The organism is Rhodovulum strictum (assembly GCF_009649175.1).
GTDB lineage: Bacteria > Pseudomonadota > Alphaproteobacteria > Rhodobacterales > Rhodobacteraceae > Rhodovulum > Rhodovulum strictum.
This window is the reverse complement of sequence record NZ_WJPO01000024.1, coordinates 35,531-58,812: the sequence shown is the minus strand read 5'-3', so window position 1 is coordinate 58,812 and position 23,282 is coordinate 35,531. Positions and strand designations below refer to the sequence as shown.

The following is a 23,282-nucleotide window of genomic DNA, read 5'->3' as shown; positions in this document are numbered from 1 at the left end:
CTGATCAATCTCGGCGCCAGGTTCCCCGTTGATCCCTAGGCCGACGTGAAACATGCGATTGAGCCGGGTGCTGACGTCAGGCGCGGACGCGCGCCCCCGCGCAGCGCGGCTATTGCGCGGCGGCATCAGGGGCACAATTACCTTCATGACAGGGGGCGAGGTCATCGCGGCGGCGAGGTCTGGCTGCACGCCCCAGAACAGCGCGAAGGCACCCGCTCGACGCGCGGCATCGTCGAGCGCGGCGGCACAGCTTCACCGAAGCGGCCATTCATGATGAGCGCAACGCCCCGGACGGCGCGGCGACTGGCATCGATATCTGCAGCAAGGCGAAATATGGAAGTGATCTTTTCCTTTTTGCTCGGCTCACTCTCGCTTCACGGCAATGGACAAGGTCATTGCCTTTTGAGGCCATCTTGCCTTATTGACCGCAGTTGAAAATGATCTTTTCCATTTGGGACCCATGACCACACTCCCGATTACAGATGCCGCATCTCTCGGCACCGTACTGAGGCGAACGCGGAAAGCGCTCGGAATCACGCAGGAGGCGCTGTCGCTTCAGACCGGGATATCCCGACCAACGATCCGGAGCATCGAGCAGGGCAAGGAGACCGCCCAACTGGGTCTCGTTCTCCAGATCTGCCGCGACCTCGGCGTGACCCTCGAGGTCACGCCGCCCGAAGGCGTGGATCGACGATGACCGTCCTCGATGTCTATCTCGAGGCTGGCCTGGAACCTGTCGGGAAACTCTCCTCCTCGGAGGACGGCACCATGTCTTTCGCCTACATCACAGACGCCATTCCCCATCCGGTCTCGTTGTCGATGCCGATACGGGAAGAGCCTTATGGCGATGTCATCACGCGAGGTTTCTTTTCCAACCTGCTCTTCGAGAACGAGATGCGCGATCAGATCATGCAGCGCCACGGCATCTCGGAGCGCGATATCGTCGGATTGCTCTTTCATCTGGGAGCCGATTGCCCCGGTGCGATCAGCTGCGTGCCGGAAGGGTCCCCGCCGGGAAAGCGACCGGGACGGCTCGACCTGGACTATGGCGCGCTCGACGGCTCGCCCGCGATACCCGGAGCCCTGTCGGCCGTGACGAACCCGCTCCCCGTCGCCGGGTCACTTGCAGAAATCATGGCCTCCTTGCGGGATCACCGGCGCGTTCCGCCACAAACGGAGGATCCGTCGCCACTGGCTGGCGTTCAGGGAAAGATCGCGCTCGCGCGACTGCCCGACGGGCGCCTGGGGTTGCCGCATCCGGGTAGCGGCGCACCGACGACGCATATCCTGAAGGTGCCAAGGGCGGCGGACATGACCTCGGTCCTGCGCGAGCACCTCGCCACGCGCCTGATGGCCAGGGCCCAGACGCACCCGGTGGCCGAAACCTGCGTGTTGGGCGAAGGGGACCTGAAGGGCCTTCTCGTGGCACGCTTCGACCGCCGCCTCGACGGGAACGTTGTGCATCGGGTGCATCAGGAAGACTTCTGCCAGGCACTCGGATTCGGCCATTGGCTGAAATACGAACGCAACGGCGGGGAAGGTAGGGCCTTCACGGCGGGCGCGATCGGCCGCCTTCTCGATGCAACCCGCGTCCCGGCGAAAGCGCGGCAGGCCTTTTTCGAGATCACCCTGGTGAATCTCGTCCTCGGGAATTCCGACAATCACGCGAAAAACCATGCGCTTCTCCATACCGGGTCGAAACCCGAGCTTGCGCCGGCCTACGATATCGACCCGGTCATGCTCGACAACGTGACCCACGAGATGTCGTTTCGCATCGGGGAGGCACGGGTTGCCGACGACATCACCGGGGAAGATCTCGATCGCTTCCTGAAGGCACTTGGCGCGCGTAGCTTCGGCAAGCCGCAGCAGCGGCGGACCGCGTCGATCATCCAGACACTCCTCAAGGCAGCCGACGAGCTCCCACGCCCAGCCGGGAAAGGTCTCTGCGACGTGATCCGACAGCAGGCACACCACCTTTCCTGCAATATCGGGCTTGGCCTCGACGTTCCGGAATTCGACGCCGTGCCGGTCAACCGCCCCTGAGATGCTGCGCGGGCAATATACGAACCCCTGGCCTAGCCTCAGCGATCGGCGGCGACCTACCACACATCGTTCGAACCCTCATGCTGGAAATCGCCCGGGTCGAGACCTGGACCACCCGCGCCCGCGAGGCAGCCGCAGCAATGAAGGGCCGCGGCCCCGCCGAACGCGGCCTTGCCCGGCTGCACCGCATGGGCCTGGTGCGCGAGTTGACCGGACAGGGACGGTTCCGGCTCTGGGCGGTGTGAGGGGCGGGACGGGCGCAGGTCGCGGCAACTTGCGTGCCATGGCGGGATGGCGGGATCCGGCATTCATCGGTGGCGGTCGCCGCCCGTTTTGCCGGCAAGGAAACAAACAGTTCATGTTGTCCAACTAATGCCTCCTTCGAGGCCCTTTGGTGCCGCAAGTGCGTGTTCAAGTCCCTGTCGGCCCCGGTGAAGGCAGAGTAAGCCAGCCAGGAGCTGCCGCTGGCGGTCCCCTCTGGGGCGCAGAGCGACCAGACGAAGCGAGAGCCGATTTGGTGCGTGCGCGATTACTCGGCGCCGCAATGGACGAGACAGCTTCTTTTTCGATTCACAGGACCCGACATGCCCATCACCAAGCCCGCGCGGCCGAATGGCTTCGACACCGACCACGCCATCCATGCCGCCACCGTCACCGAGACTTCCGGCAAACCCGCCCGCCGCAGCGTCGGCTCCGGCGCGGCCGGTTCGCGCGCCTCGCGCGCCAAGATCGATGCGAACCGCCAGCGCGCCCGCAATGTCGCCCGTCAGCAGCAGGCCGCCGAACGGCTGGCCGCAGCAGCCTCGCAGATGGGCGCCAACGTGACCGAGGCTTCGGCCGCCGCCGAGGAACTGGCCGCCGCCATGCGCCAGATCGGCGAGGGCGCCGAACAGGCTGCCACCGCGTCCGAGGAATCGATGGCCGCCATGCGCAGCATCGACTCGAGCGTCACCGCCCAGTCCGAAGCCGCCGCGCGCGGAATGCATCGCGGCGAGTCGCTGCAATCCCTGCTGGTCGAGACCGGCGCGGGCATCCGTGCGGTGATCGACAATGTCCGCATCGCCGCCGACCGGCAGGCGCAATCGGTCGCAATGATGGCCGAACTGGACCAGCAGGCGACCAACATCATCGAGTCGGTCACCCAGGTGATCCGGATTGCCGACCAGACCAACCTTCTTGCGCTGAACGCCGCGATCGAGGCCGCCCGCGCGGGCCGCCACGGCAAGGGTTTTGCCGTGGTCGCGGATACGGTGCGCAAGCTGGCCGAGGCGTCCGAGAAGAACGCGTCGAGCATCCAGGATCTGGTCGCCCAGATCCGTGGCGGCATCCAGGAGATTTCCGACAGCGTGACCCAGGCCTCTGAAACCTCGCGTTCGGAAGTTGAGAAAAGCGCGGTGGTGATCGGCAATATCGAGCAGATCCTCAAGCAGATCGGCACGATCGTCGAGGCCAACCGCGGCATCGACCGTGCCGCCACCGAGATGTCGGCCGCCACCGCGCAGGCGCTGCGGGCGAGCGAGGAAATCGCCGCTGCCGCCGAGGAGCAGAGCGCCGCCGCAAACGAGACGATCTCGGCCGTGGAAGCCCAGAGTGCGGCGTTGCAGAATGCCGACGAGGCCTCGACCGAACTGGTCGATCTGGCCGACGACCTGCGCACCAGCGCCGACATCACCAAGAGTTCGGAGGAACTGGCAACCGCCGCCGAGGATCTGTCGGCCACGATCGAGGAGCTTTCGGCCAGCGGCGACCAAATCCTGACCGCGATCAACCAGATCGAGCAGGTGGCGATGTCCCAGGCCTCGGCCTCGGAGGAAAGCGTTGCGGGCATCACGCAGATCGAGCGCAGCACGCGCGAGACCGAAGAGCGGCTGAGCGACGTTCTGGCCCAGGCAAGCACGATCTCGACGCTGCTGGGCGAGAACAAGCTTGCCGTGGACGACATCATCGCGGGGATCACCGCCTCGAACGAGGCCGGCAAGAAAAGCGCCCAGGAAATCCAGACCCTGGACCAGCTGAGCCGCCAGATCGACAAGATCGTGGACGCGATCGCCAATGTCGCCATCCAGACCTCGATGCTGGCCGTGAACGGAGCGGTCGAGGCGGCGCGGGCGGGTGAATATGGCAAGGGCTTTGCCGTCGTGTCCTCGGACATCCAGAACCTTGCCGATGACGCCGCCGAGAATGCCGAGACGATCAAGGATCTGGTCAAGGGCATCCAGGACCAGATCGGGATCGTGCGCACCGACATGTTGCAGATCGCCGAAGCCTCGGCTGCGGATGTTCGCCAGGCCCAGACCACGACCTCGGCGCTGGTCGAGGTTGAAGGTTCCATCGCCGAGGTCATCACCGATGCCGAGGCGATCCAGGGCAGCGCACAGGGCATCATGGTTGCCGTGACGCAGGCCAAGGCCGGTGCCGAGCAGATCGCGACGGCCGCCGAACAGGCCTCGACCGCCGCGCGTCAGGCTGCGACCGCGGCCGGGCAGCAGAAGGTGGGCATCAGCGAACTAGCCACCGCCGTCGAAAGCATCGCCTCGACCGCCGACGAACTGCAATCGGCCGTCTGAGCCCGGAACCCGGAGACATCTCATGGCCAGGAAAAGACCCGTGGGCGAGGCCGAAAGCCTCGCCGCAGATGCCGCGACGCCCGAAACCGTCGCAGAAACCCAAGCTGCCGGGACAGGAACCGGCGCGCAAGGGGACGAGGCCGATCTGGGCGAGCTTCGCCAGTTCGTGACCTTCTTCATGGGCAAGGAATGCTTCGCCCTGCCGATGGACCGCGTGCTTGAAATCATCCGCGTGCCGCAGGTGGTACAGGTGCCGCTGACGCCTTCGGGTTTCGAGGGCCTTGCCAATCTGCGCGGCGCGATACTGCCGATCATGGACCTGCGCCGCACCGTCGGCCTGGAGCCCCGGCCGGTGGACGATGCCAGCCGAACCATCGTGGTGGATTGCGGTCGCCCGGTGGGGCTGATCGTGGATCGCGTCTCGCAGGTGGTGGGCTTTGCCCTCGACCGCATCGAGACGCCCGAGGCCAACGCCACCTTTGCGGCAGGCGGGATCGAGGGGCTTCTTGACGGCGTCGTGAAGGATGCCGACGGGGTAGGGCTGATCCAGATCCTCGATGCCAGCCGCGCCGTCCTGTCGGCCAGCGTGCCGGTCACGGGGGCCGGGCCGGGGGGCGCCACGACGGTGCGCGCGGGCGCCCAGACCGAGGACGAAAGCGGGGATGACGCGCTGACCCAGTTCGTCAATCTGGTTGTGGACGGGCAGGAATACGCCTTCGACATTACAGAGGTGGACGAGATCGTGCGCCCGCCCGACACCATCTTCGAGGTTCCGCAGACCGCGTCGCATGTGCTGGGGATGATCGACCTGCGCGGCCGGTTGCTGCCAATCGTCAGCCTTCGCGGCCTGTTCGGGCTGCCCGACCTTCCGGTTTCGGAAACCAATCGCATCCTTGTGCTGCATGTTGCCGCCACCGGCGAGCCCGAGGCGCGCGTGGGCCTTGTCGTGGACAATGTGCGGGAGGTGCTGACCGTCTCGCGCAAGGATCAGGTTGCCGTGTCGGCGCTGATCTCGCGCGGGGGGATCGACCGGATCGGCACGATGTGCCGGCTGGAAGGCGGCAAGCGGCTGGTTGGCGTGCTGTCGGGGCACACGCTGTTTCAGGACGGTGCAATCCGGGCCGCCATGGCCGAGGCGGCCGCAAGCGAGATCCGCGACGAGGAGAGCGACGCGATGGCAGAGGATTCAGACCGCACCGGCGCAACGGGCGGCGAGACCGGCGACGAGACGCAACTGGTGGTCTATCAGCTTGCGGATCAGGAATACGGGGTCGAGATCGGCGCCGTGCGCGAGATCATCCGCGTCCCCTCCGAACTGCGCAAGGTGCCCGGGGCGCCCGCCTGGGTCGCCGGGATCATCACGCTGCGCGGCGCGGTGCTGCCGGTGGTGACGATGCGCACCCGGTTCGGCCTGCCCGATGCAGGTCGGTGCGACCGGCAGCGGATCATGGTGCTGGCGCGCGCAGGGACCGTAACCGGTTTCATCGTGGACTCGGTTTCCGAGGTGCTGCGTCTCTCGCGCGGCCTGATCGAGCCCGCGCCCGATCTGTCGGCGGAGCAGCGGACCCTCATCGGCAATGTCGCCAACCTCGATGGCGGGCGGCGGATCATCCAGATCCTCGATGCCACCGCGCTGCTGGCAAGCCATGGCGCTGACGGGCTCGACGCGACGGATATGGCGATGTCCGCCTGACCATCCGTCAAGGGAGTCCTGAACCATGCGCGTCCTGATCGTCGACGATTCTGCATTGATGCGGCGCTGGCTGGCCGAGTGCCTGTCCGCCGAGCCCGGCATCGACTGTGCAACCGCCCGCGACGGTCGGGACGCCTTGTCCAAGATCGCCTCGTTCGACCCTGACGTGGTCACGCTGGACATCAACATGCCGGTGATGGACGGGCTGTCCTGCCTTGCCCAGATCATGACCGAGGCTCCGCGCCCCGTCATCATGGTCTCGTCGCTGACAGATGCCGGGGCGCTGGCCACCTTCGAAGCACTGGAACTGGGCGCAGTGGACTATATCGCCAAGCCCAGCGGTACCGTCTCGCACGATCTGAGGACCATCTTTCCCGACCTCGTGGCCAAGGTGCGCGCCGCGGCCGGGGTCGCGCCGCGGCGCCGGACGGCCAGGGCCGCCCGCCCGTCGACAAGAGCATCTGCCAGACCCGCCACCAGACCTGCGCCAGCCCAGGACAGACCCCGCGAGCGGGCCGGGCGTGCCGCCGCACCCTGCGAGCTTGTGCTTATCGGCGCCTCGACCGGCGGCCCCAGCGCGGTCGAAGAGGTGCTGTTGCGGCTCGACAACGGTTTTCCGGCCCCGATCGTGATTGCCCAGCACATGCCGCGCCGCTTCACCCAGGTCTTTGCAGAGCGGCTGTCGCGCCAGGGCGAGATGCCGGTGATCGAGTTGTCGCGCATGACCGAACTGGTACCCGGCGCGGCCTATCTGGCCCAGGGCGATGCCGATGTGCAGATCTCGCGCCGCGGCGGGCATCTGGTGGCCGGGCCGGTGCCGACCGATGGTCGCTTCGTGTGGACCCCCTCGGTAGACCGGATGGTGGACAGTGCGCTGGAGGCGGTCGCCGCGGATCGGATCGTGGCCGCGCTGCTGACCGGGATGGGCGATGACGGCGCTGCCGCGATGACCCGCCTGCGCTCTGGCGGGGGGCGCACCATCGCCCAGTCCGAGGCCACCTGCGCCGTCTATGGCATGCCCCGCGCCCTGGTCGAGGCCGGCGGCGCCAACCGCGTGGTCGATATCGACCGCATCGCCGCCACCCTGATCCGCTTCGTCGGCGCCAGAACGGGAACTTCTCATGCCCTTCGTCCAGAATACCTCCCCCGATGACGCCGCCGGGCTCGACCTGCGCCCGCCTTCGCTGGACGATCCCGATCCCTCGGCCCGCCGCGACGCGGCGCTGGCCGCTGCGGACGATCCCGGCACGGTCGCCGCGCTCGCCGAGCGCCTGACCGTCGAGACCGAGCCCTTCGTGCGCAGCGCGCTGTTTGCCGCCCTGACCCGGATCGGGACGGGCGCGGCGCTTGACGCGATGCTGCCCTGCCTTGCCAGCGAGGATGCGGGCCTTCGGAATGCCGCGGTCGAGGCGGCGCAGGCAATGCCCGGCCCGGTGGCCGAACGGATCGGGGCGCTTCTGTCCGATCCCGAACCCGACCTGCGCATCTTCGCGCTCGACATCCTTCAGGATCTGCCGCATCCCGACGCACCCGACTGGCTGGCGGAGCTGATCGCGCACGAGGACGATCCCAACGTCATCGGCGCGGCGATCGACCGCCTGGCCGAATGCGCCCGCCCCGAGATGGCCCCAGCGATCCGGGCGGTTCGCGCACGCTTTGCCGATGTTTCCTATCTGCGCTTTGCCTGCGATTTCGCCCTTGAGCGGCTTGGTCTGCCCCCCGACGATCCGGACGGTGGCCGACATGCGTGATCGCGCCGCCAGCATCGAGGCCGAAAACAGCCTGACCGAAGCCAATTTCTCTCAGTTCCACGATTTCTTCTACCGAAAGACGGGCATCACCTTCGATAGCTCCAAACGCTATTTCGTCGCCAAGCGGCTGGCGCGGCGGATGCAGGTGACCGGGCATACGCGGTTCAACAGCTATTTCTCGTTCATGCGCCTCGAACCCTCGCAGATCGAGTTTCAGGCACTGGTCAACGAGATGACCGTGAACGAGACCTATTTCTTCCGCGAGAAGCACCAGTTCCAGTGCCTTGTCGACTCGATCCTGCCCGAGATCTCGGCGCGCAGGCCGCGCCAGCCGATCACGATCTGGTCGATGCCCTGCGCCACCGGCGAAGAACCCTATTCCGTCGCACTTTACCTGATGGAGTACTGGCCGGGCCTGGCGCAGCATGACGTAAGCCTGCTGGCCTCGGATATCGATACCAATGTGCTCAAGGCCGCGCGTGAGGGTTATTTCAACGACCGCTCGCTGCAATATGTGCCCCCAGAGCTGATCAGGCGGCATTTCAAGCCCTCGGGGCCGGGGCGTCACCGGATCAACCCTTCGAACCGCGAAGTGGTTGATTTTGCGCAGGTCAATCTGCTGTCGCCTCCGCCCCGGTTCCGGCGCCGGGACATCGACGTGGTGTTCTGCCGGAACCTGCTGATCTATTTCGACCAGAAGGCCCAGCGGCAGGCGGTCGAGAACTTAGCCGATGCCCTCAGGCCCGGCGGCTTCGTGCTGCTCGGCCATTCCGAATCGATGAGCCGTATCTCCGACCTGTTCGAGGTGCGCCGCTTTCCCGATGGCATCGTGTACCAGAAACCCTTCGAGGACCAATGAGATGGCAGACGCATCGACCCTGCCCCCCCGCATTCTCCTGATCGACGACGCAGTGACGATCCGGCGCTACATGCGCGACATTGCCGAAAAGGCCGGCTTCGGTGTGGCCGAGGCCGCGAACGGCGCCGAGGGACTGGAAAAGGCCCTGTCGGAACCCTTCGGCCTGTTCGTGGTGGACGTGAACATGCGGCGGATGGACGGCTACCGCTTTCTCGACGAGATGCGCCGCCGCCCGGAGATCGCCGATATCCCGGCGGTGATGATCTCGACCGAGGCACGGCCGCAAGACCGCGACAAGGCATTCGCGGCAGGCGCCAATCTTTATCGCGTCAAGCCGGTCGAGCCGGAATGGTTCACCCGGCTGTTGACCCTCCTGCTGGGAGGACGGCGCGATGGCTGAGGCCGAGGACGATCTGAAGGTCGGCTTCCTGAGCGAGGCGCGCGAGCTGATCGAGCGTGCGAGCGAAGCGCTTCTGGCGCTGGAACGCACGCCGGGCGAGCCGCGCCTTGTGGCGGCCCTGTTTCGCGCGGTGCACACGCTCAAGGGCAATTCGGGGCTGTTTCCCATCGCCGCGCTGACCGGCGTGGTACACCGGGCCGAAGACCTGCTCGACAGGGTACGGGCTGGCGAGATCGCATTGCGCCCCGAGATGGCCGACGCGCTGCTCGACGCACTTGACCGGGTCGGTGCCTGGCTCGACGTGTTCGAGGCGACCGACGCGCTTCCCGCGGATGCCGTGCCGGTGGGCGCGGCACTGGCCGAACGGCTGGCCGCGTTCGGTCCGGGGGCGACAGAACCTGCCGCCGAGGGCCCGGGCACCGACATGACAGGCGGGCCGCCCTGCGGCTGGCTGGACGATCTGCCCGCGGCCGACCGCGCCGAGGCCGAGGCGCTGATCGCCGGTGGCGGGTCGCTGGTCGCCATTGATTACCGCCCCGAGGAGGATTGCTTTTTCCGCGGCGACGATCCGCTTCTGACGGTTCTGGCGCTGCCGGGGCGGGTCTGGATGTCGGTGGCAACCTCCGAGCCGCTGGTTCCCGGCATCGCCTTCGACCCGTTCCGCTGCGTGCTGCGGTTCCGCGTGCTCAGCCGCGCGCCGCTGGACGAGCTGACCGAACGGCTTGCCTATGTCGCCGCGCAGGTCAGCCTGTACCCGATCGCGGCCGAGGCGGCGCCCGCTGCGGCGGCGCCGGTCGATCCGATGCTGCGCGATCTGCTGACGGCGCAAGCCGAAATGCTGGCCGCCGCGGCCCCGCCCCAGACGCTGGCCGGGCGGATCGGGTCGGCGGCGCGGGTGATCGAGGCGGCGCTGGCCCGGTCCGGTCATGCCACGCTGGCCGCGCGCGTGCCCGGGGACCGGGCCGCCGCGCTGGCCGCCCGCGATCCCGCCCCGCTCATCGCGCTTGTGGCCGAGGCGCTTGCCGCCGGTACGCCGGCGGCGTCCAGCACCCGCCCCGAGGAACCCGCAGCCCCGCCGCCGCCCCGCCGCGCAAGCGTATTCCGCGTCGATCAGGCCCGGATCGACCTCTTGATGAAGCTGGCGGGCGAGCTGATCGTGGCCAAGAACGCGCTGCCCTATCTCGCCGCGCGCGCCGAGGAGACCTATGGAAGCCGGGCGATGGCGCGCGAGATCAAGGCCCATTACGAGGTCTTCAACCGCATCGTCGACGAGATGCAGTCCGCGGTCATGCAGGTGCGCATGGTGCCGCTGGGCTCGGTCTTCGAACGCTTCCGCCGCCTGTCGCGCGACCTGTCGCGCCAGTTGGGCAAGCCGATCCGCTTCGAGATCGCGGGCGAGGAAACAGAGGCCGACAAGAACGTGGTCGAGGATCTGGCCGATCCGCTGGTGCACCTGATCCGCAACGCGATGGACCACGGCATCGAGTCCGCTGATGCGCGCGCCGCCGCAGGCAAGCCCGCCGAGGGGCTGGTGCGGCTGTCGGCGCGGCTGGCCGAGGATCAGGTGGTGATCGAACTTGCCGATGACGGCCACGGCATCGACGTGGCGCGGGTGCGCGCCAAGGCGGTCGAGCGCGGGCTTCTGTCGGCCGAGGCGGCCGCCGCGCTGCCCGAGGACGAGGCGATGCGGCTGATCCTGCAACCGGGCTTTTCCACCGCCGAACAGGTCTCCAGCCTGTCGGGGCGGGGTGTCGGCATGGATGTGGTCGCCTCGATGGTGGAGCGGGCCGGGGGCAGTCTGACGCTTGCCAGCCGCCGTGGCGAGGGCACGACCGTCTCGATCCGGCTGCCGCTGTCGATGGCGGTGCGCCGGGTGATGATGATCGAACTGGATGGCGGGCTTTACGGCGTGCCGCTGGAAAGCGTTCTGGAAACCATTCGCGTGCCGCAATCCGCCGTTCACCGCCATCTTGGCCAGGCGCAGATCGTGCTGCGCGACCGGCTGGTGCCGCTGTTCGACACGCGCCGCGCGCTGCGTCTGGCGCCCCTGGACCCGCCGCCCGCAGAGCTTTCGGTTCTGGTGGTCACGCAGGGCAACGACGCGCTTGGCCTGATCGTGGACGATTTCCGCGCCGGAACCGAAGTGATCCCGCACCCACTGGACGGCCCTCTGGCCGGGGTCGGCTGGGTGTCGGGTGCCGCGCTGCTGGGCGATGGCAGCATCCTGCTTCTGTTGAACCTGGAGGACCTTCTGACATGCCGATCCTGATCGAGGGCGAGATTGCCCGGATAACGGCCGTGGTCTCGGTCGAAGAGGCCGAGACGCTGGTCGCCTTTCTCGAAGGCGGCGCCAACCGGATGGTGGAGCTTTCCGGGACAACGCATATCCATGCGGCGGTGCTTCAGACCCTGATGGCCTATCGCCCCGCCGCCACCGAGCTGCCAGTTGACCAAGCCCTCCGGGCGCTGCTCGGCCGGGTGCTCGCGGCCGAACCACCCGCAATGACGCATGCCGCCTGAGCGGCCAGAACCGAGGACCAGCCCATGAAACAGATTCTGCTCGTCGACGACAGCCCGACCGTTCTGGCCAGCATGCGCCAGATCATCTCGCGCGGCGGCTATGCCGTCGAGGATTGCCGCAGCGGCGAGGATGCCATCCGCAAGCTCGGCACCGGCTACAAGCCCGACCTGATCATCACCGACCTGAACATGGACGGGATGGACGGGGTCGAGTTCATCACCCACGCCCGCAAGTCGGGCGGCTGCCGGTTCACGCCGATCCTGGTGCTGACCACTGAAAGCAGCCAACAGCATCGCGACCGCGCCAAGAGCGCGGGCGCCACCGGCTGGCTTGTCAAACCGATTACGCCCGACAAGCTGTTTACGGTTCTGAATCAGGTGCTTCCGCAGTGATCGCGCAGGGACGGAGATAGTCGCAATGGAACCGCCGCGCGAGCGTGCAGCAAAGCGTGAACCCGAGCGCCCGGCTGCGGTCTTCGCCGCCGCGATTGGCGACTATGCCCGCGTGCTGCAAGGACAGCTCGGGGCAGTCACCGCGCTGTGCAACGCCTCGGCAGATCACCGCATCCGGACGATCGGCGAATTGCTGGCCGACCTCGATGCGCTGCGCGAGGCGGCCGGACATGCCCCGCCAGAGGATGGCGGCGCGCTGGCTGGCAAGGTGCTTGACTATGCCGCCAGTGCAGAGGCGCGTCTTCTGACGCTTGTCGCCGAAGGCCAGGTGCAGGACAAGACCGCCCAGATGCTGGCCGGAATAGCCGAGATGGCAGGGGCGATCGGAACCCTTGATCTGGATGCGCTTTCGGCCTCGCCCGAGGCGGCGGCCTTGCCGCGCAGGATTGTCGAGACCGCGCACGCCGGTTTCGTCATGGCGGAACAGCGCCTTGCATTTGCCCCGACCCTGCGCGGCGCCGGACAGGATGGCGGGCCGACAGCCGAACTGTTCTGACCGCGCGTCGTGACGGACGTTGCGGCGGCACCCGATCGTTCTCTGGCCTGCCCGAACCATGCATGGACGGCGCCCGCGGGGCAGCGCGTTTCGTGCCGGTGCCTCGCACCGCCCGACAGCCGGTTCCTCTCATGTTCGTTTGTCAAGATTTTCGCGCGATCGGATGACCCGGCGCCGTTCTGGGAGCCGGGGATCGTGGATGTGTGCGGCGCGCATGGCTGGGGGCAGAGCCTTCAGACGACGGTAGATCACACTCTGATGCGCGGGTTGGGTACCGCATGACCGTTGATCCGTCCTGGGGCTTGCCGACTGTCTTCCTGCGGGCGTCGGAGATCCGGAGCGGATCACCGGCCACAAAGGGACCTCGTGGATTCCCGGATGGCTCTGCCCCCAGTGACACGCGCCGGGGATGTCGGGAGGTGTCAGCTCCTTTCTTTTCTCAGCAAGCTGCCGCCGCTGCGGGTCGGGTGCTCGGGGTGACGATCCTGGTGATGGCCCAGATGAAGGCGGCCAGTTCGCGGGCGATGGCGGTGACGACGAGGGTTGCGGGCTTGCCGCGCGCGCTCAGCCGGCGATACCGGGCGCAGAGCCGGATCTGCGCCTTCCAGGCGATATCGCGGATCTCCTGCGGCAGTCCTTCGAGCCGGGCCATGTGCTCCTTGCCGACGGCGGCGTGGCAGCGATAGGTCCAGGCGCCCTCGATCAGCATGCGCCGCGCATCCTTCGAGCCGGCCTTGGTGATCCCACCCCGCGCCGTCCGTGGGCCGCTCGAGTATTCCGACGGCACGAGCCCGAGCCAGCTCATCAGCTGGCGGGGATTGTCGAAGCGGCCGAGGTCTCCGGTCTCGGCCATCACGGTGACGGCGGAGATGAAGCTGACGCCGCGCATCGCCTGGATGGCCTCGACCACGGGCGCCAGCGACCAGATCGGAATGAGCGTGCGGATCTGATCCTCGATGCGGGCGAGCCGGGCAGCCGCATCGTCGACCGCATGGATGTATTCCTGCAGCACGATCTGGTGGGCGGGATGCTGGAAGCGCAGGCCGGAGAGCCAGACGCGGTGCTTCTTCGTCCAGTTGCACCCGGTGCGGAACACCCGGTCATGGCGCAGCAGGAACCCCGAGAGCTGCTGGCGGGCGCGGCGCAGGTTCTCCATCGCCGCGGTGCGGGCGCGGACCAGATCGCGCATCGCCTCGTGGCCCTCGTCCGGCACCCAGACCGGCGTCAACTCACCCGCCCGGTGCAGCCGCGCCAGCAGGACCGCATCGCGCCGGTCGGTCTTGACCCGGTCGCCGGGGCGCGCGGGCGTCTTCGACGGCGCGACCAGTTCGCAGTCGTGGCCCATTTCGGTCAGCAGGCGATGAATGCCATAGCCGCTGGGGCCGGCTTCATAGCAGAAATGCAGCGTGCCGTGCGCCTTGCTCAACTTCGCCACCAGCTTGCGGATCGCCTCGCGCGAGTTCGCGATCTCGCCGAGATAGCGCACCTCGCCACCGCGCCGGTCCTCGGCCACCGCCACTGCAATCGTTTCTTTGTGCACGTCCAGACCGACGAATGCTGTATTCTCTCCCATGGCTCGTCTCCTCGTGTATGGGGCTCTGCTCCGCGCCGCGCGGGCAATCCCCGACATAACACGCCGGAGACGGGCCACCCCAAAACGAACATTGGGTCCTTCCTGACAAGAGCATGGAACATCCGGGCCATGCGATTGACCGGCGCGATTGCGGCCTGCTTCGGCATGCAACCGCCTGGATGGTCCTCACAGGGAGGTCGCGCGCGGCCGGGCAATTCATCCGCACGTCGCGGCGGCCCATCCGTCGGCCCGGACAGGGGCGGCGTTCTGGCCGCCGCGCCACGACCGCCGCGCGCGGGGTCCAGCGCATTCTCTGTATGTTTTGTTTGCCCTTCGATTTCATCCGCCCTTGCGCAATGCTGCGTTAATGCTTGACGGGCAGCATCGGGCAAACTTTCCGAAGGGTACTTGCCGCATGCGCCTCGCCGTTTCGATCAGGACTGCCATATCCTCAATTGTTGCACTTGCGGCCGTCGTGATGATCGGGCTGTTGGGCCTGATGCTTTTGTCGGGCAAGACCCGTGATGCGAACGAGGCTGAAAGCCGCCTTGTCGAAACCCAGTTGCAGACCCTCGACGCGCTCGAGATCGCCTTCCTTCAGGCGCGGCGGGCGGAAAAGGACTTCCTGTTGCGCCGTGAAGACAGCCATGTCGAACAGCACGCGGCCGCCCTGGCGGAGATCGGCCAGCAGATCGACCGGGCACGGCGTCAGGATGGCCAGATCTCGGGCAGTTCTGCCGCAGAAAGCGATTTCGCGGCGCTGGCGGCAGCGGTGGCGGCCTATCAGGCCACATTCGGCGAGCTGGTCGCCAGCCAGCGACGGCTCGGCCTTGACGAAAAATCCGGGCTTCAGGGCAGTCTGCGCGAGGCGGTGCACGGCATCGAAAAGGGGCTTGAGGCCATCGGTCAGCCCGAGATGCAGGTCAAGATGCTGATGATGCGTCGGCATGAGAAGGATTTCATCCTGCGCGGCGATCCCATCTATCTTGAGCGGCTGAACGCTCGCGTCGACGAGTTCCGCGCCTTTCCGGACAGCCATTACGCCGATCCCGGCCAGCAGGCCGAGATCGACCGCCTGCTGACGGCCTATCAGGCGTCGTTCGCCGCCTTTGTCGCGGAAAGCCTGACCGAGACCGACCTGCGCGCGGCGCTGTCCGACCGCTTTGCCGAGGCCGAGCCGGTGCTGGCACGCATCGAACAGGCCGTCGCAAGCCGCGGCAAGGCGATTCTCGCCCGGGTGAGCGAGGCGAACCGGCAAAGCCGCGCGATGGCCCTGAGCCTCGGTCTGGCGGGGCTGGGCCTTTTTGCCGTGCTGGCGCTGTGGCTGTCCTTTGCGATCTCGCGTCCGCTGCGCGCCATCCGAACGGCTCTGCAACAGATGATGGCGGGCGATTATACCCACCCGTTGCACGCCACCCGCATCACGGAATCGGCCGCCATCGCCGATGCGGTCGAGGCATTCCGCCGCGATCTTGTCATCAAGGGTGCCATCGACAAGGAGATCGCCGTGGTCATCGCCGCATGCGCCGCGGGCGATTTTTCCCGGCGCATCGACCATCCCGGGGAGGGCAGCGGCTCGGATGAGCTGGTGCGCGGGGTCAATGCCATCGGCGAGGCGGCGCAAAAGGGTCTGGGCGATGTTCTGGTCGTTCTTGACGCCCTTTCACAGGGCGATCTGACCCGGCGCATGCCGCAGGGGCATCAGGGGGTATTTGGCCAAATCTCGGACGCGATCGATGCGCTGATCGGGAGCCTGTCGGACATTCTGCGTCAGCTTGCCAGCAGCAGCGACCGGCTGAACATGACCGCGCAGCAGATCGCCGGGGCGGCAGACGAAGCGTCGCATCGCGGGCAGAACTCTGCCGCCTCGCTGGAAGAGACCGCCGCCGCGCTGCAAACGCTTGCGCATACCGTTCAGGAAAGCGCCGCCAGCGCCCGCAGCGCCGAGGAATTCGTCGAAGGCGCCCGATCGCGCGCCGAGGCGACGCGGATTGTCGCGGACAAGGCCGTCGACGCGATCTCGCGGATTCAGGGTTCGTCGAGCGCAATCGGGCGGATCACCGACATGATCGAGGATGTCGCCTTCCAGACCAACCTTCTTGCGCTGAATGCCGGCGTCGAGGCCGCGCGGGCGGGCGAGGCAGGGCGCGGCTTTGCCGTGGTGGCGTCGGAAGTTCGCGCGCTGGCGCAGCGCGCCACCGAGGCCGCGGGTGAGATCAACGACCTGATCCGCAGCAGCGAAGCGCATGTGGCCGATGGCGTGAGGCTGGTATCGGATTCGGTCACGGCGCTGTCGGCGATCCAGGAGTCGATCCTGCATGTCGTCGAGAAGGTCACCGAGATCGCGGGCAATACCGTGGATCAGGCGACAGGGATTACCGAGATCAACACCGCGGTCGGTGCGCTCGACAAGGATGTGCAGAACAACGCCGCCACGCTGGAACAGACATCGGCGGCCGGTCAGGGTCTGCGCGATGAAGCCGGCGCGCTGGTCGATCTGGTGCGCCAGTTCCGGCTGCCGACGGACGGCGTCATGCGCACCAGCCGCATCGCGGCCGAGTGATCCGCGGCCCGGCATGCCCCGCGCCGCCGGGGCTGCCCAGGACGCGCCCGCAATCCGCCCGCCCTTGACGACCCCGGCCTTTTTTGCGGGGGGATCCTGCGCATGGTGGTGCCGTCGTCGGCCAGGAAGTACCACGCCATCACCGGCGACTTGCCAAATGCAAATGCTGTCCCGTCGAGTCAGCGAACCCTGTGCGGTCCGGCATTTGCCTAGGCCTCGGCCGAGAGCTCGGCGACGGGCGTCTGCCGCAGCGTGACCATCTGGTCCAGAGCGATCCCCGTCTCACCGCTGACCTCGGCGGGGACGGCTGGCATGGCGCCTCCGTCGGGCAGAAGACCGAAGGTGGACGCCGTCATCCAGAGGGCTGTGGTGGAGGACAAAATGAGGCCGAAAACGGCGATCCGGGCGATCTCGACGTGCAGCCTTCCCGCGAGGGAACCCCGCAGAGGCGCGAACCAGTGCCGCCAACCGCCCATACGCCGCGCGACCAGCGTCACAGCCGCACCCGTCGCCATGGCGATGCGCCCGCCGTCACCGAGAAACAGCGAGCGATGAAGGTTGGTGAGCCAGCGCTCGAGCTGGTTCGGGTCGGCCGAGGCCACGTCCTGCCTGGTCGCGGGGTCGATCACGGCGGCACCGGGCGCGCCCTGATCGAAGCAGTAGGCGGTGATCCGGCCCGAGGGCGACCGGCGGATCTGCGCGACGCCCGGATGGACCTCCTGGATGCGCTCCGCAAGCGCGGCAACCGTCAGTCCGGCCTCGGACTGCGGGGCGGCAAGCCGCTCGGCCGCAGGGAAGAGGTGTCAGAGCCCGCGCGCAGCAGGATTTGCACAAAAACCGCTGCACTTAATGCACTTATTTCATATATGGTGATAGACAGCAGAGGAAGGAGAGGACACCATCATGGCCATGTTGGCACACCGGCACCTGCCACCGACACCGCAGGACGCGGCGATCGCGCGCGTCTCTGGGCAGGCGTTGTCACGCTATGTGCAGGCGCGGGCACCGTTGAAGCTTCGCGTTACAGACTCGGAACAGGCGACGCCGATCGAGCTTCCGGCGGGCGCCGTGTCGCTGCTCATGGAGATCCTTGAGGCGATGGCAGCGGGGCGCGGGGTCACCCTCATCCCCGAGAACGCCGAGCTCTCGACAGTGCAGGCAGCTGAGGTCCTGAACGTCTCGCGGCCGTTCCTGATCAAGCTGCTCGAGGATGGCAGCATCCCGCATCGGAAGGTCGGCAAGCATCGCCGCGTCCGCATGGAGGACGTGATGTCCTACAAGGCCGCGATCGACAGCGAGCGCGAAGCGGTGCTCGATCAACTGGCCGCGGACGCTCAAGAGCAGGACATGGGCTATGGGTCCAGATGAGCCAGTACACGGTACTGTTCGACGCGAACGTCCTATATCCCGCCCCGATGCGCGATGCGCTGATGCAGTTGGCGGTCACGGACCTTTTCAAGGCCAAGTGGACGGCCGACATCCATCGGGAATGGATCGACGCTCTTCTGCGTAACGAACCTCATCGGGAGCGGGCGGCGCTGGAGCGAACCCGCGACTTGATGGACAGGGCCACACGCGATTGTCTGGTCACCGGCTATGAGGCCTTGGTGCCGGCCATCACATTACCCGACCCCGATGATCGCCACGTTCTGGCGGCCGCAATCATCGGGCGCTGTGACGCCATCTTGACCCAGAACCTGAAGGACTTCCCACCAGAGGCCCTTGCGCCCTTCGGCATAGAGACCCAGCATCCGGACGATTTCTTCCGAAATCAACTTTCTCTCGCGCCCGGTCTTGTTTGCTCGGCGCTGCGCAGAGTTCGCGCGCGTCTGAAGAACCCGCCTAAAAGCGTTGACGAGTATCTCGCGATCCTGACGCAGCAAGGGCTGGTCGCCACGGTTGCCGATCTGGAGCAATTCGCCGACCTGCTTTGATCGCAGGATCGTCCTGACCGGATACGTTTTGGCCTCGGTTGTGAACCGCGCCGGGTTTGCCGGCAACTGATCTCGGTGGTTACGCGGCCGAACACCGGTCGGCACCGGGACGAAGCCTCGGCGCGGCTCGTTCAGCTAGCCGCGGATGATCACGTAGCAGGCCGCCAGCAGCACCAGCGTGAAGGGCAGGCCGGTCGAGACCGCCATGGCCTGAAGTGCGATCCGCCCGCCTCCCAGAGCGGTCATCGGCACGGTACAGATCACCATCGACGAGCCGCCCATGGTTTCGCGCGGCGCAGTGAGACGTGGGGCAGGGGGGCCGCTCACGCGGCTGCCTCCGTTTCCTTGCCGGCCTGCGCCATGATGAAATCCACCGCCTTCTCGGCTTCCGAAGCGGCGCGGAAGATCGCGCGCTTGTCTTGCCTGAGGGCCGCAAGCCAGCTTTCCACATAGGCACCGCTCTGGTCGAATTGCGGCTCGACGCCCAGCCGGACAGCGAGCATGCAGGCGCCGATCTCGGCGACCAGTTCCTCGAAGGCATAGGTCTTCCGGTCGGCAAACCGCCGGATCCGGGCCAGGCGCGCGTCGGCCCCGGTCCAGTGGGTCAGTTCATGGGCGAGCGTGCCGTAATAGCCGCTGGCCGAGAAGAACGTGCCGATGGGCGGCATGTGGATGTGGTCTCGGTCGTGATGATCACGGCGCCCGTCGCCCGGACGAAGGCGTCCAGCGCGGGGTCCGCGGTCGTGCCGAGATCGCGCGGGGGTTCGGGCCGGATGTAACAGGCCTCGGGCAGACCCTCGATCTGGTCGGCGTTGAACACCCGGTAGGCGCGGCAATAGGGGATGCTGCGCTCCTCGCCGTCCTCGTCTTCCCGCTCGATGGTCCCGTACTTGACCACAATGGCGGATTTCTCACCCTTGCGGACCTGCCCGCCCAGCTCCTGGGCCTGCCGATAGGTCATCCAGCGCGCCGAGACGTGGCCCTTGCGCGCCGCGGTCGCCCAGAGCATCAGGACATTGATCCCGCGATACTCCTCGCCATTGTGGCGGACGGGGAAGTGGACGCCGGACTGGCCGCCGGTCCAGGGCTGGCGCCATGGCGGGGTTCCCGCCTCGATCTGGCCGATGATCTGGTCGGTCACATGCTGGTAGATGTCGAGTTTCTCAGCAGCCATTTTCTGTCGCTCCTTTGTGGTGCGCCCGTGTCCGGTCTTTTGCCGAAACTGTTGGGCGGTCTGGCAAGTGAGCCGCGCCCTGCGCGCGCCTCTCTTGCCGGACTGCCTCCCGGCGAGGGCAGGAGGGGGGCCCATGCAAGTTGGCTGCCGGCGCGGAAGGGGAGGGGGATCACCCGTCTGCACGGAGCCGGAGGCGGAGGAAGACGGGGACACCCCTTCCGGGCCGGACAGCGGCCGACTTGCATGGGGGAACCGGCGGTTCCCCCACCGCCGCGGGGGCGTTCGGAGCCCGGCGACGAATCCCCCCGGGGCCACGGATCGAAAGAGCCGACGCGCCGCCATCCCCGGCGCGACCCAAGCGGGCGCGATCCCGGCGCCCTGTCGGGATCTCCTCGATCAACCGCGCTATGCGCGCATCGCGGCGGCGGCCCAGCCGGCTGCGGGGAGGCCTGGAGCCGCGGGCGATCTGCGTCCTCCGGATGCCAGAGTGTCGCAGATCGGTCAGGTTGCCCAAATCCGGCCATCCCGGTGATCTAGCAGGTCTCGATTGCATGGTTCGAACCGTACTGATGGTGCAGGGATGGCGTTCTCGCAGAACAAGCTGGACGAGGTAAAGGCGGGGATTGCGCGCGCGCTGGCTGCCGGAACCCTGAGCGCGTGGGAGCAGCGCTTTGTGCTGGACATGCAGGCCCGGCTCGATCGTCACGGCCGCAGAACGAGGCTGAGCGCGAAGCAGTACGGACTTCTGATGCGGCTCTGCCAGGCGGACGGCGCGGACCGCACCGGCCCTTCCATGGCGCCGGCATCTGCATCGGGTCCGGGACGCCCGATGCGCTCGTCGCCACGGCCGCCACAGGACAGATCCCGGCGGTCTGCAAGCCGCCCGCCCGGCCGACGGCGCGGCAACGCTCTGCTGCGCCGAATGAGAACTGCCGCCCTGGGTGTCATCGCGGTGGTCTTTGCCATGCTTCTCGCCCAGACCGACATTGACGGCATCCTGTCGGCCAGTTCCGATACCGCCCGGGCCGGTCCGGGAGCGGGGGGCTGGATCAGCGTTGCACCCGCCCGGCAGAGCGATCCGCGCATTGCGCTCGTTGCCCGCGATATCCAGGTGGTCGATGGCGACACGATCCGGGTTCCGGGGGACAGCCGACGGGTCCGCCTTGTCGGGTTCAACACGCCCGAAGTGTTTTCGCCGCGCTGCGAGCGCGAGCGCCAGCTCGGCATCCGCGCCACCGAGCGGCTGCGGGAGATGCTGAAGGGCGCGGCGCGCATCGAGTTTCAGCGGGTTGCCTGTGCCTGCCCGCCGGGGACCGAGGGCACCAGTGCCTGCAATTTCGGGCGTATCTGCGGCAGCCTGCATGTCGACGGTCGCGACGTGGGCGACGTGCTGATCTCGGAGGGGCTCGCAGCGCGCTACAGATGCGGCCCCTACAGCTGCCCCCGGGCCCCCGGGGACTGGTGCGGGTGAGCAGGGGCCGCCGGTCAGTCCAGAATGCCGAGTTCGGGCTGGACAATGCGGTCGGGCCGCTGCGAGGCTGTATCGCTGAAACCCCTCCTGCCGGATCGTCGCTGATGCGGAAGCTCCAGTATCGCAGGGCCGCGAGCATGCTCCCGACGTGGTGACGATTTCCTTGACGACCACGATCAACCCGCCCCCTCGCGACGACGGCGCTCGGTCAACCCGATCAACCCCCCGACGAGATTGAGCTGGCCCGCGTGGTGGGCCGCAATCATGCCGCGAAGATAGCCACCGGGATTTCGGACGGGCAGGGGGGCGGTGCGGTTGGCATCGGCCAGCAGCACGCAGATCGTGGCCGCGGCCTCTCCCATGGCCCGGGTCGCGGCGCGCCAGGCTGCGGGATCGATGCCGAGCTCGGGCAGTCTCATCATCGCCGCCACGGTGAAATCATGCGGATGCAGCCGGTGGATCGGCCGGTCCTGCCGCCGGATGTCGAGATGGAGCCGCATCTCCTCGGAGGCAAGATGGGAGAGCCGGGCGGGCGTCAGCCTGTCGAGGATGTCCGAGCGGTGAGCGGCGTCCCTGTCGGTGCGCGGTTCGCCGGGCGTTCCGGGGACGTCCGGCCACGCCCCGGCGCCCGCCTGCCCCAATTCGTCATCGAGGATTGAGGTTCCGTCGTCCGGAGCCTGTGTGGCGACTTGTAGATTCGCGCACCCGATTTCGAACGGCAGGGCATGATCCTGTCGTCGACGGGCCGTTGACAGGCGAGGCCACGCAGCGCCGACGATCACCTCGCGATCTCCCCCGCCATGACCGCCCGACCATGGACCGCGAGGGTTGCCGTGAACCTCGGGCAGCCGAACTGCCGGATGACGTCGCGAACGCGCGCATCATATGCCGCCTGTCCGATGACGCGGCAGAGATCCGAGGCGTGAAACTCCCGATTGGCGATCGGTGCGGCGTTGATCTGCGCGAGCAGTTCCCGTTCCCTTGGCTCAAGGGCGCGCTGAGGCACGAGAGCTTCCTCTGGCCGGGGCGCCGCGCCGGGCGATGTGCGCCATCGGCGCATGAAGCCGAGCAGGAAACCTGCCGGAACCGCGACATTGCCCCTTGCGCGATTGAAGGCAAGGAACCGATCCCAGATCACCTGGGTGTCGACGTTCCAGCAGGGCAGCGTTCTCTTTGCAGCCTTGATCAGGTCGGCCCAGCAGGTCTGGAACACGTTCGGACTTTCGTCGATGTTGATCCGTCCCGAGAAGATAGTTTTGTTTGAATCTTCTCCAGATAGTGATGTGTCGCCTCTGTCTGACACTGCATCGTGGGCTGGCTCGCCGTCATCGAAGGCCGCGAAGCGAAAAAGCCAGGGGGCGAACTTGCCGTTGGGCTTGCGGCGCTCGAGCTTCAGGTCGGACGCTTCGAGTTCGCTCAGCAGGACGCTCAGATACTGCCGCGAGACACCCATCTTCTCTGCCAGGGCCGAGAGGGTGAAGGCGGCCGTGCCGCGGGGCAATCCGTTATAGCCGTCCTTCCACGCGATGGCGTCGAGGATCAGCGTGGCGAGCTTGTGGGCAGAGACGGAAAGATCGGTTTGCGTGATCCGTCGCAGGATCAGGCCAGTGGTCGGTTCCATGCTTGGGCCTCCGGGGAGCACCAACGCAATACCGTAAGCAGACACCATTCATGCCAGCAAAACAACTTTGCCGGTTGCAGAGGTTCGGAATATGCGCTAGAGAAAGCTTGTTCATGGGTTTCTCTGGCGCGGCGTCAGGCTTCACGGTCTGGCGTCGTTGTCCT

At 67.1% G+C, this 23,282-nt stretch carries 23 protein-coding genes and 1 pseudogene; 17 read left to right on the top strand and 7 right to left on the bottom strand.

Annotated features, from left to right (window positions below):
- Positions 1-460: 460 nt before the first annotated feature.
- From GH815_RS14140 to GH815_RS14080, 13 genes are all read left to right on the top strand, one after another.
- Positions 461-697 (top strand): helix-turn-helix transcriptional regulator, encoded by a 237-nt coding sequence (locus GH815_RS14140; protein WP_132694224.1) that lies wholly within the window; start codon positions 461-463, stop codon positions 695-697.
- Positions 694-2,043: a HipA domain-containing protein gene (locus GH815_RS14135; RefSeq protein ID WP_153749416.1), complete on the top strand. Its 1,350-nt coding sequence runs from the start codon at positions 694-696 to the stop codon at positions 2,041-2,043. Before GH815_RS14140 ends, GH815_RS14135 begins: the two co-directional genes overlap by 4 nt.
- A gap of 80 nt (positions 2,044-2,123) precedes the next feature.
- Positions 2,124-2,288 carry a hypothetical protein gene (locus GH815_RS14130; protein WP_153749415.1) on the top strand — a complete coding sequence of 55 codons (165 nt, stop codon included), beginning with the start codon at positions 2,124-2,126 and terminating at the stop codon, positions 2,286-2,288.
- Positions 2,289-2,627: 339 nt separating this feature from the next.
- On the top strand, positions 2,628-4,610 hold the full coding sequence (locus GH815_RS14125; RefSeq protein WP_153749414.1) for a methyl-accepting chemotaxis protein: 1,983 nt from the start codon (positions 2,628-2,630) through the stop codon (positions 4,608-4,610).
- Between the two features lie 22 nt (positions 4,611-4,632).
- Positions 4,633-6,303, top strand: coding sequence for a chemotaxis protein CheW (locus tag GH815_RS14120; protein ID WP_153749413.1), 1,671 nt, complete (start codon positions 4,633-4,635; stop codon positions 6,301-6,303).
- A 25-nt stretch (positions 6,304-6,328) separates the two neighbouring features.
- Complete coding sequence (gene cheB / locus GH815_RS14115; protein WP_153749412.1) at positions 6,329-7,456, top strand: chemotaxis-specific protein-glutamate methyltransferase CheB; 1,128 nt, start codon at positions 6,329-6,331, stop codon at positions 7,454-7,456.
- Entirely contained in the window at positions 7,425-8,054 is a 630-nt protein-coding gene (locus tag GH815_RS14110; RefSeq protein WP_153749411.1) for a HEAT repeat domain-containing protein, read from the top strand. Before cheB ends, GH815_RS14110 begins: the two co-directional genes overlap by 32 nt.
- Positions 8,047-8,913, top strand: a complete 867-nt coding sequence (locus tag GH815_RS14105) for a CheR family methyltransferase (RefSeq protein WP_153749410.1) — start codon at positions 8,047-8,049, stop codon at positions 8,911-8,913. The genes GH815_RS14110 and GH815_RS14105 overlap by 8 nt, the downstream gene beginning before the upstream one ends.
- 1 nt (position 8,914) lies before the next feature.
- A complete protein-coding gene (locus GH815_RS14100) occupies positions 8,915-9,313 on the top strand; it encodes a response regulator (protein WP_153749409.1) in 399 nt (132 codons plus the stop codon).
- Positions 9,306-11,582, top strand: coding sequence for a chemotaxis protein CheA (locus GH815_RS14095; RefSeq protein ID WP_153749408.1), 2,277 nt, complete (start codon positions 9,306-9,308; stop codon positions 11,580-11,582). Before GH815_RS14100 ends, GH815_RS14095 begins: the two co-directional genes overlap by 8 nt.
- Positions 11,570-11,833: a hypothetical protein gene (locus GH815_RS14090; protein WP_153749407.1), complete on the top strand. Its 264-nt coding sequence runs from the start codon at positions 11,570-11,572 to the stop codon at positions 11,831-11,833. Before GH815_RS14095 ends, GH815_RS14090 begins: the two co-directional genes overlap by 13 nt.
- 24 nt (positions 11,834-11,857) lie before the next feature.
- Positions 11,858-12,226 carry a response regulator gene (locus GH815_RS14085; protein ID WP_153749406.1) on the top strand — a complete coding sequence of 123 codons (369 nt, stop codon included), beginning with the start codon at positions 11,858-11,860 and terminating at the stop codon, positions 12,224-12,226.
- Positions 12,227-12,251: 25 nt separating this feature from the next.
- The gene (locus GH815_RS14080) at positions 12,252-12,782 is read left to right on the top strand and encodes a 2OG-Fe(II) oxygenase family protein (RefSeq protein ID WP_153749405.1); all 531 of its coding nucleotides are present in this window, start codon (positions 12,252-12,254) and stop codon (positions 12,780-12,782) included.
- 439 nt (positions 12,783-13,221) lie between these two features.
- Here the strand turns inward: GH815_RS14080 and GH815_RS14075 are convergent, their stop codons facing one another.
- Positions 13,222-14,355 (bottom strand): IS110 family RNA-guided transposase, encoded by a 1,134-nt coding sequence (locus tag GH815_RS14075; protein ID WP_153749404.1) that lies wholly within the window; start codon positions 14,353-14,355, stop codon positions 13,222-13,224.
- A 478-nt stretch (positions 14,356-14,833) separates the two neighbouring features.
- On the opposite strand from GH815_RS14075, the gene GH815_RS14070 reads away from it, so the two are divergent.
- Positions 14,834-16,918, top strand: a complete 2,085-nt coding sequence (locus tag GH815_RS14070) for a methyl-accepting chemotaxis protein (RefSeq protein WP_170290355.1) — start codon at positions 14,834-14,836, stop codon at positions 16,916-16,918.
- A gap of 224 nt (positions 16,919-17,142) precedes the next feature.
- Here GH815_RS14070 and GH815_RS14065 read toward each other — a convergent pair.
- A pseudogene (locus GH815_RS14065) lies at positions 17,143-17,718 on the bottom strand (PepSY domain-containing protein); the annotation flags it as partial.
- 103 nt (positions 17,719-17,821) lie between these two features.
- Between GH815_RS14065 and GH815_RS14060 the strand changes: the two are divergent.
- Positions 17,822-18,286, top strand: a complete 465-nt coding sequence (locus GH815_RS14060; RefSeq protein ID WP_153749402.1) for a helix-turn-helix domain-containing protein — start codon at positions 17,822-17,824, stop codon at positions 18,284-18,286.
- Complete coding sequence (locus GH815_RS14055; RefSeq protein ID WP_153749401.1) at positions 18,283-18,852, top strand: PIN domain-containing protein; 570 nt, start codon at positions 18,283-18,285, stop codon at positions 18,850-18,852. Before GH815_RS14060 ends, GH815_RS14055 begins: the two co-directional genes overlap by 4 nt.
- A 135-nt stretch (positions 18,853-18,987) precedes the next feature.
- Here GH815_RS14055 and GH815_RS19410 read toward each other — a convergent pair whose 3' ends face one another.
- From GH815_RS19410 to GH815_RS14045, 3 genes are read right to left on the bottom strand one after another with little or no spacing between them, the layout of a single operon-like run.
- Entirely contained in the window at positions 18,988-19,179 is a 192-nt protein-coding gene (locus tag GH815_RS19410) for a hypothetical protein (RefSeq protein WP_153749400.1), read from the bottom strand.
- Positions 19,176-19,520, bottom strand: a complete 345-nt coding sequence (locus GH815_RS19505; protein WP_343030888.1) for a zincin-like metallopeptidase domain-containing protein — start codon at positions 19,518-19,520, stop codon at positions 19,176-19,178. The genes GH815_RS19410 and GH815_RS19505 overlap by 4 nt, the downstream gene beginning before the upstream one ends.
- The gene (locus GH815_RS14045) at positions 19,457-20,026 is read right to left on the bottom strand and encodes an ArdC-like ssDNA-binding domain-containing protein (protein WP_343030887.1); all 570 of its coding nucleotides are present in this window, start codon (positions 20,024-20,026) and stop codon (positions 19,457-19,459) included. The genes GH815_RS19505 and GH815_RS14045 overlap by 64 nt, the downstream gene beginning before the upstream one ends.
- A 580-nt stretch (positions 20,027-20,606) precedes the next feature.
- On the opposite strand from GH815_RS14045, the gene GH815_RS18870 reads away from it, so the two are divergent.
- Positions 20,607-21,497, top strand: a complete 891-nt coding sequence (locus GH815_RS18870) for a thermonuclease family protein (RefSeq protein WP_170290354.1) — start codon at positions 20,607-20,609, stop codon at positions 21,495-21,497.
- A gap of 176 nt (positions 21,498-21,673) precedes the next feature.
- Here GH815_RS18870 and repC read toward each other — a convergent pair whose 3' ends face one another.
- A complete protein-coding gene (repC, locus tag GH815_RS19500; protein ID WP_153749398.1) occupies positions 21,674-22,279 on the bottom strand; it encodes a replication initiation protein RepC in 606 nt (201 codons plus the stop codon).
- Positions 22,276-23,118 carry a hypothetical protein gene (locus GH815_RS14030; protein ID WP_153749397.1) on the bottom strand — a complete coding sequence of 281 codons (843 nt, stop codon included), beginning with the start codon at positions 23,116-23,118 and terminating at the stop codon, positions 22,276-22,278. Before GH815_RS14030 ends, repC begins: the two co-directional genes overlap by 4 nt.
- Positions 23,119-23,282 lie beyond the last annotated feature (164 nt).

Excerpts from the sequence above, each read along its gene's own strand:
- GH815_RS14140 (WP_132694224.1), top strand. The coding sequence starts at position 461 with ATGACCACACTCCCGATTACAGATGCCGCATCTCTCGGCACCGTACTG.
- GH815_RS14135 (WP_153749416.1), top strand. The coding sequence starts at position 694 with ATGACCGTCCTCGATGTCTATCTCGAGGCTGGCCTGGAACCTGTCGGG.
- GH815_RS14130 (WP_153749415.1), top strand. The coding sequence starts at position 2,124 with ATGCTGGAAATCGCCCGGGTCGAGACCTGGACCACCCGCGCCCGCGAG.
- GH815_RS14125 (WP_153749414.1), top strand. The coding sequence starts at position 2,628 with ATGCCCATCACCAAGCCCGCGCGGCCGAATGGCTTCGACACCGACCAC.
- GH815_RS14120 (WP_153749413.1), top strand. The coding sequence starts at position 4,633 with ATGGCCAGGAAAAGACCCGTGGGCGAGGCCGAAAGCCTCGCCGCAGAT.
- cheB (WP_153749412.1), top strand. The coding sequence starts at position 6,329 with ATGCGCGTCCTGATCGTCGACGATTCTGCATTGATGCGGCGCTGGCTG.
- GH815_RS14110 (WP_153749411.1), top strand. The coding sequence starts at position 7,425 with ATGCCCTTCGTCCAGAATACCTCCCCCGATGACGCCGCCGGGCTCGAC.
- GH815_RS14105 (WP_153749410.1), top strand. The coding sequence starts at position 8,047 with ATGCGTGATCGCGCCGCCAGCATCGAGGCCGAAAACAGCCTGACCGAA.
- GH815_RS14100 (WP_153749409.1), top strand. The coding sequence starts at position 8,915 with ATGGCAGACGCATCGACCCTGCCCCCCCGCATTCTCCTGATCGACGAC.
- GH815_RS14095 (WP_153749408.1), top strand. The coding sequence starts at position 9,306 with ATGGCTGAGGCCGAGGACGATCTGAAGGTCGGCTTCCTGAGCGAGGCG.
- GH815_RS14090 (WP_153749407.1), top strand. The coding sequence starts at position 11,570 with ATGCCGATCCTGATCGAGGGCGAGATTGCCCGGATAACGGCCGTGGTC.
- GH815_RS14085 (WP_153749406.1), top strand. The coding sequence starts at position 11,858 with ATGAAACAGATTCTGCTCGTCGACGACAGCCCGACCGTTCTGGCCAGC.
- GH815_RS14080 (WP_153749405.1), top strand. The coding sequence starts at position 12,252 with ATGGAACCGCCGCGCGAGCGTGCAGCAAAGCGTGAACCCGAGCGCCCG.
- GH815_RS14075 (WP_153749404.1), bottom strand. The coding sequence starts at position 14,355 with ATGGGAGAGAATACAGCATTCGTCGGTCTGGACGTGCACAAAGAAACG.
- GH815_RS14070 (WP_170290355.1), top strand. The coding sequence starts at position 14,834 with ATGATCGGGCTGTTGGGCCTGATGCTTTTGTCGGGCAAGACCCGTGAT.
- GH815_RS14060 (WP_153749402.1), top strand. The coding sequence starts at position 17,822 with ATGGCCATGTTGGCACACCGGCACCTGCCACCGACACCGCAGGACGCG.
- GH815_RS14055 (WP_153749401.1), top strand. The coding sequence starts at position 18,283 with ATGAGCCAGTACACGGTACTGTTCGACGCGAACGTCCTATATCCCGCC.
- GH815_RS19505 (WP_343030888.1), bottom strand. The coding sequence starts at position 19,520 with ATGCCGCCCATCGGCACGTTCTTCTCGGCCAGCGGCTATTACGGCACG.
- GH815_RS14045 (WP_343030887.1), bottom strand. The coding sequence starts at position 20,026 with ATGGCTGCTGAGAAACTCGACATCTACCAGCATGTGACCGACCAGATC.
- GH815_RS18870 (WP_170290354.1), top strand. The coding sequence starts at position 20,607 with ATGGCGTTCTCGCAGAACAAGCTGGACGAGGTAAAGGCGGGGATTGCG.
- GH815_RS14030 (WP_153749397.1), bottom strand. The coding sequence starts at position 23,118 with ATGGAACCGACCACTGGCCTGATCCTGCGACGGATCACGCAAACCGAT.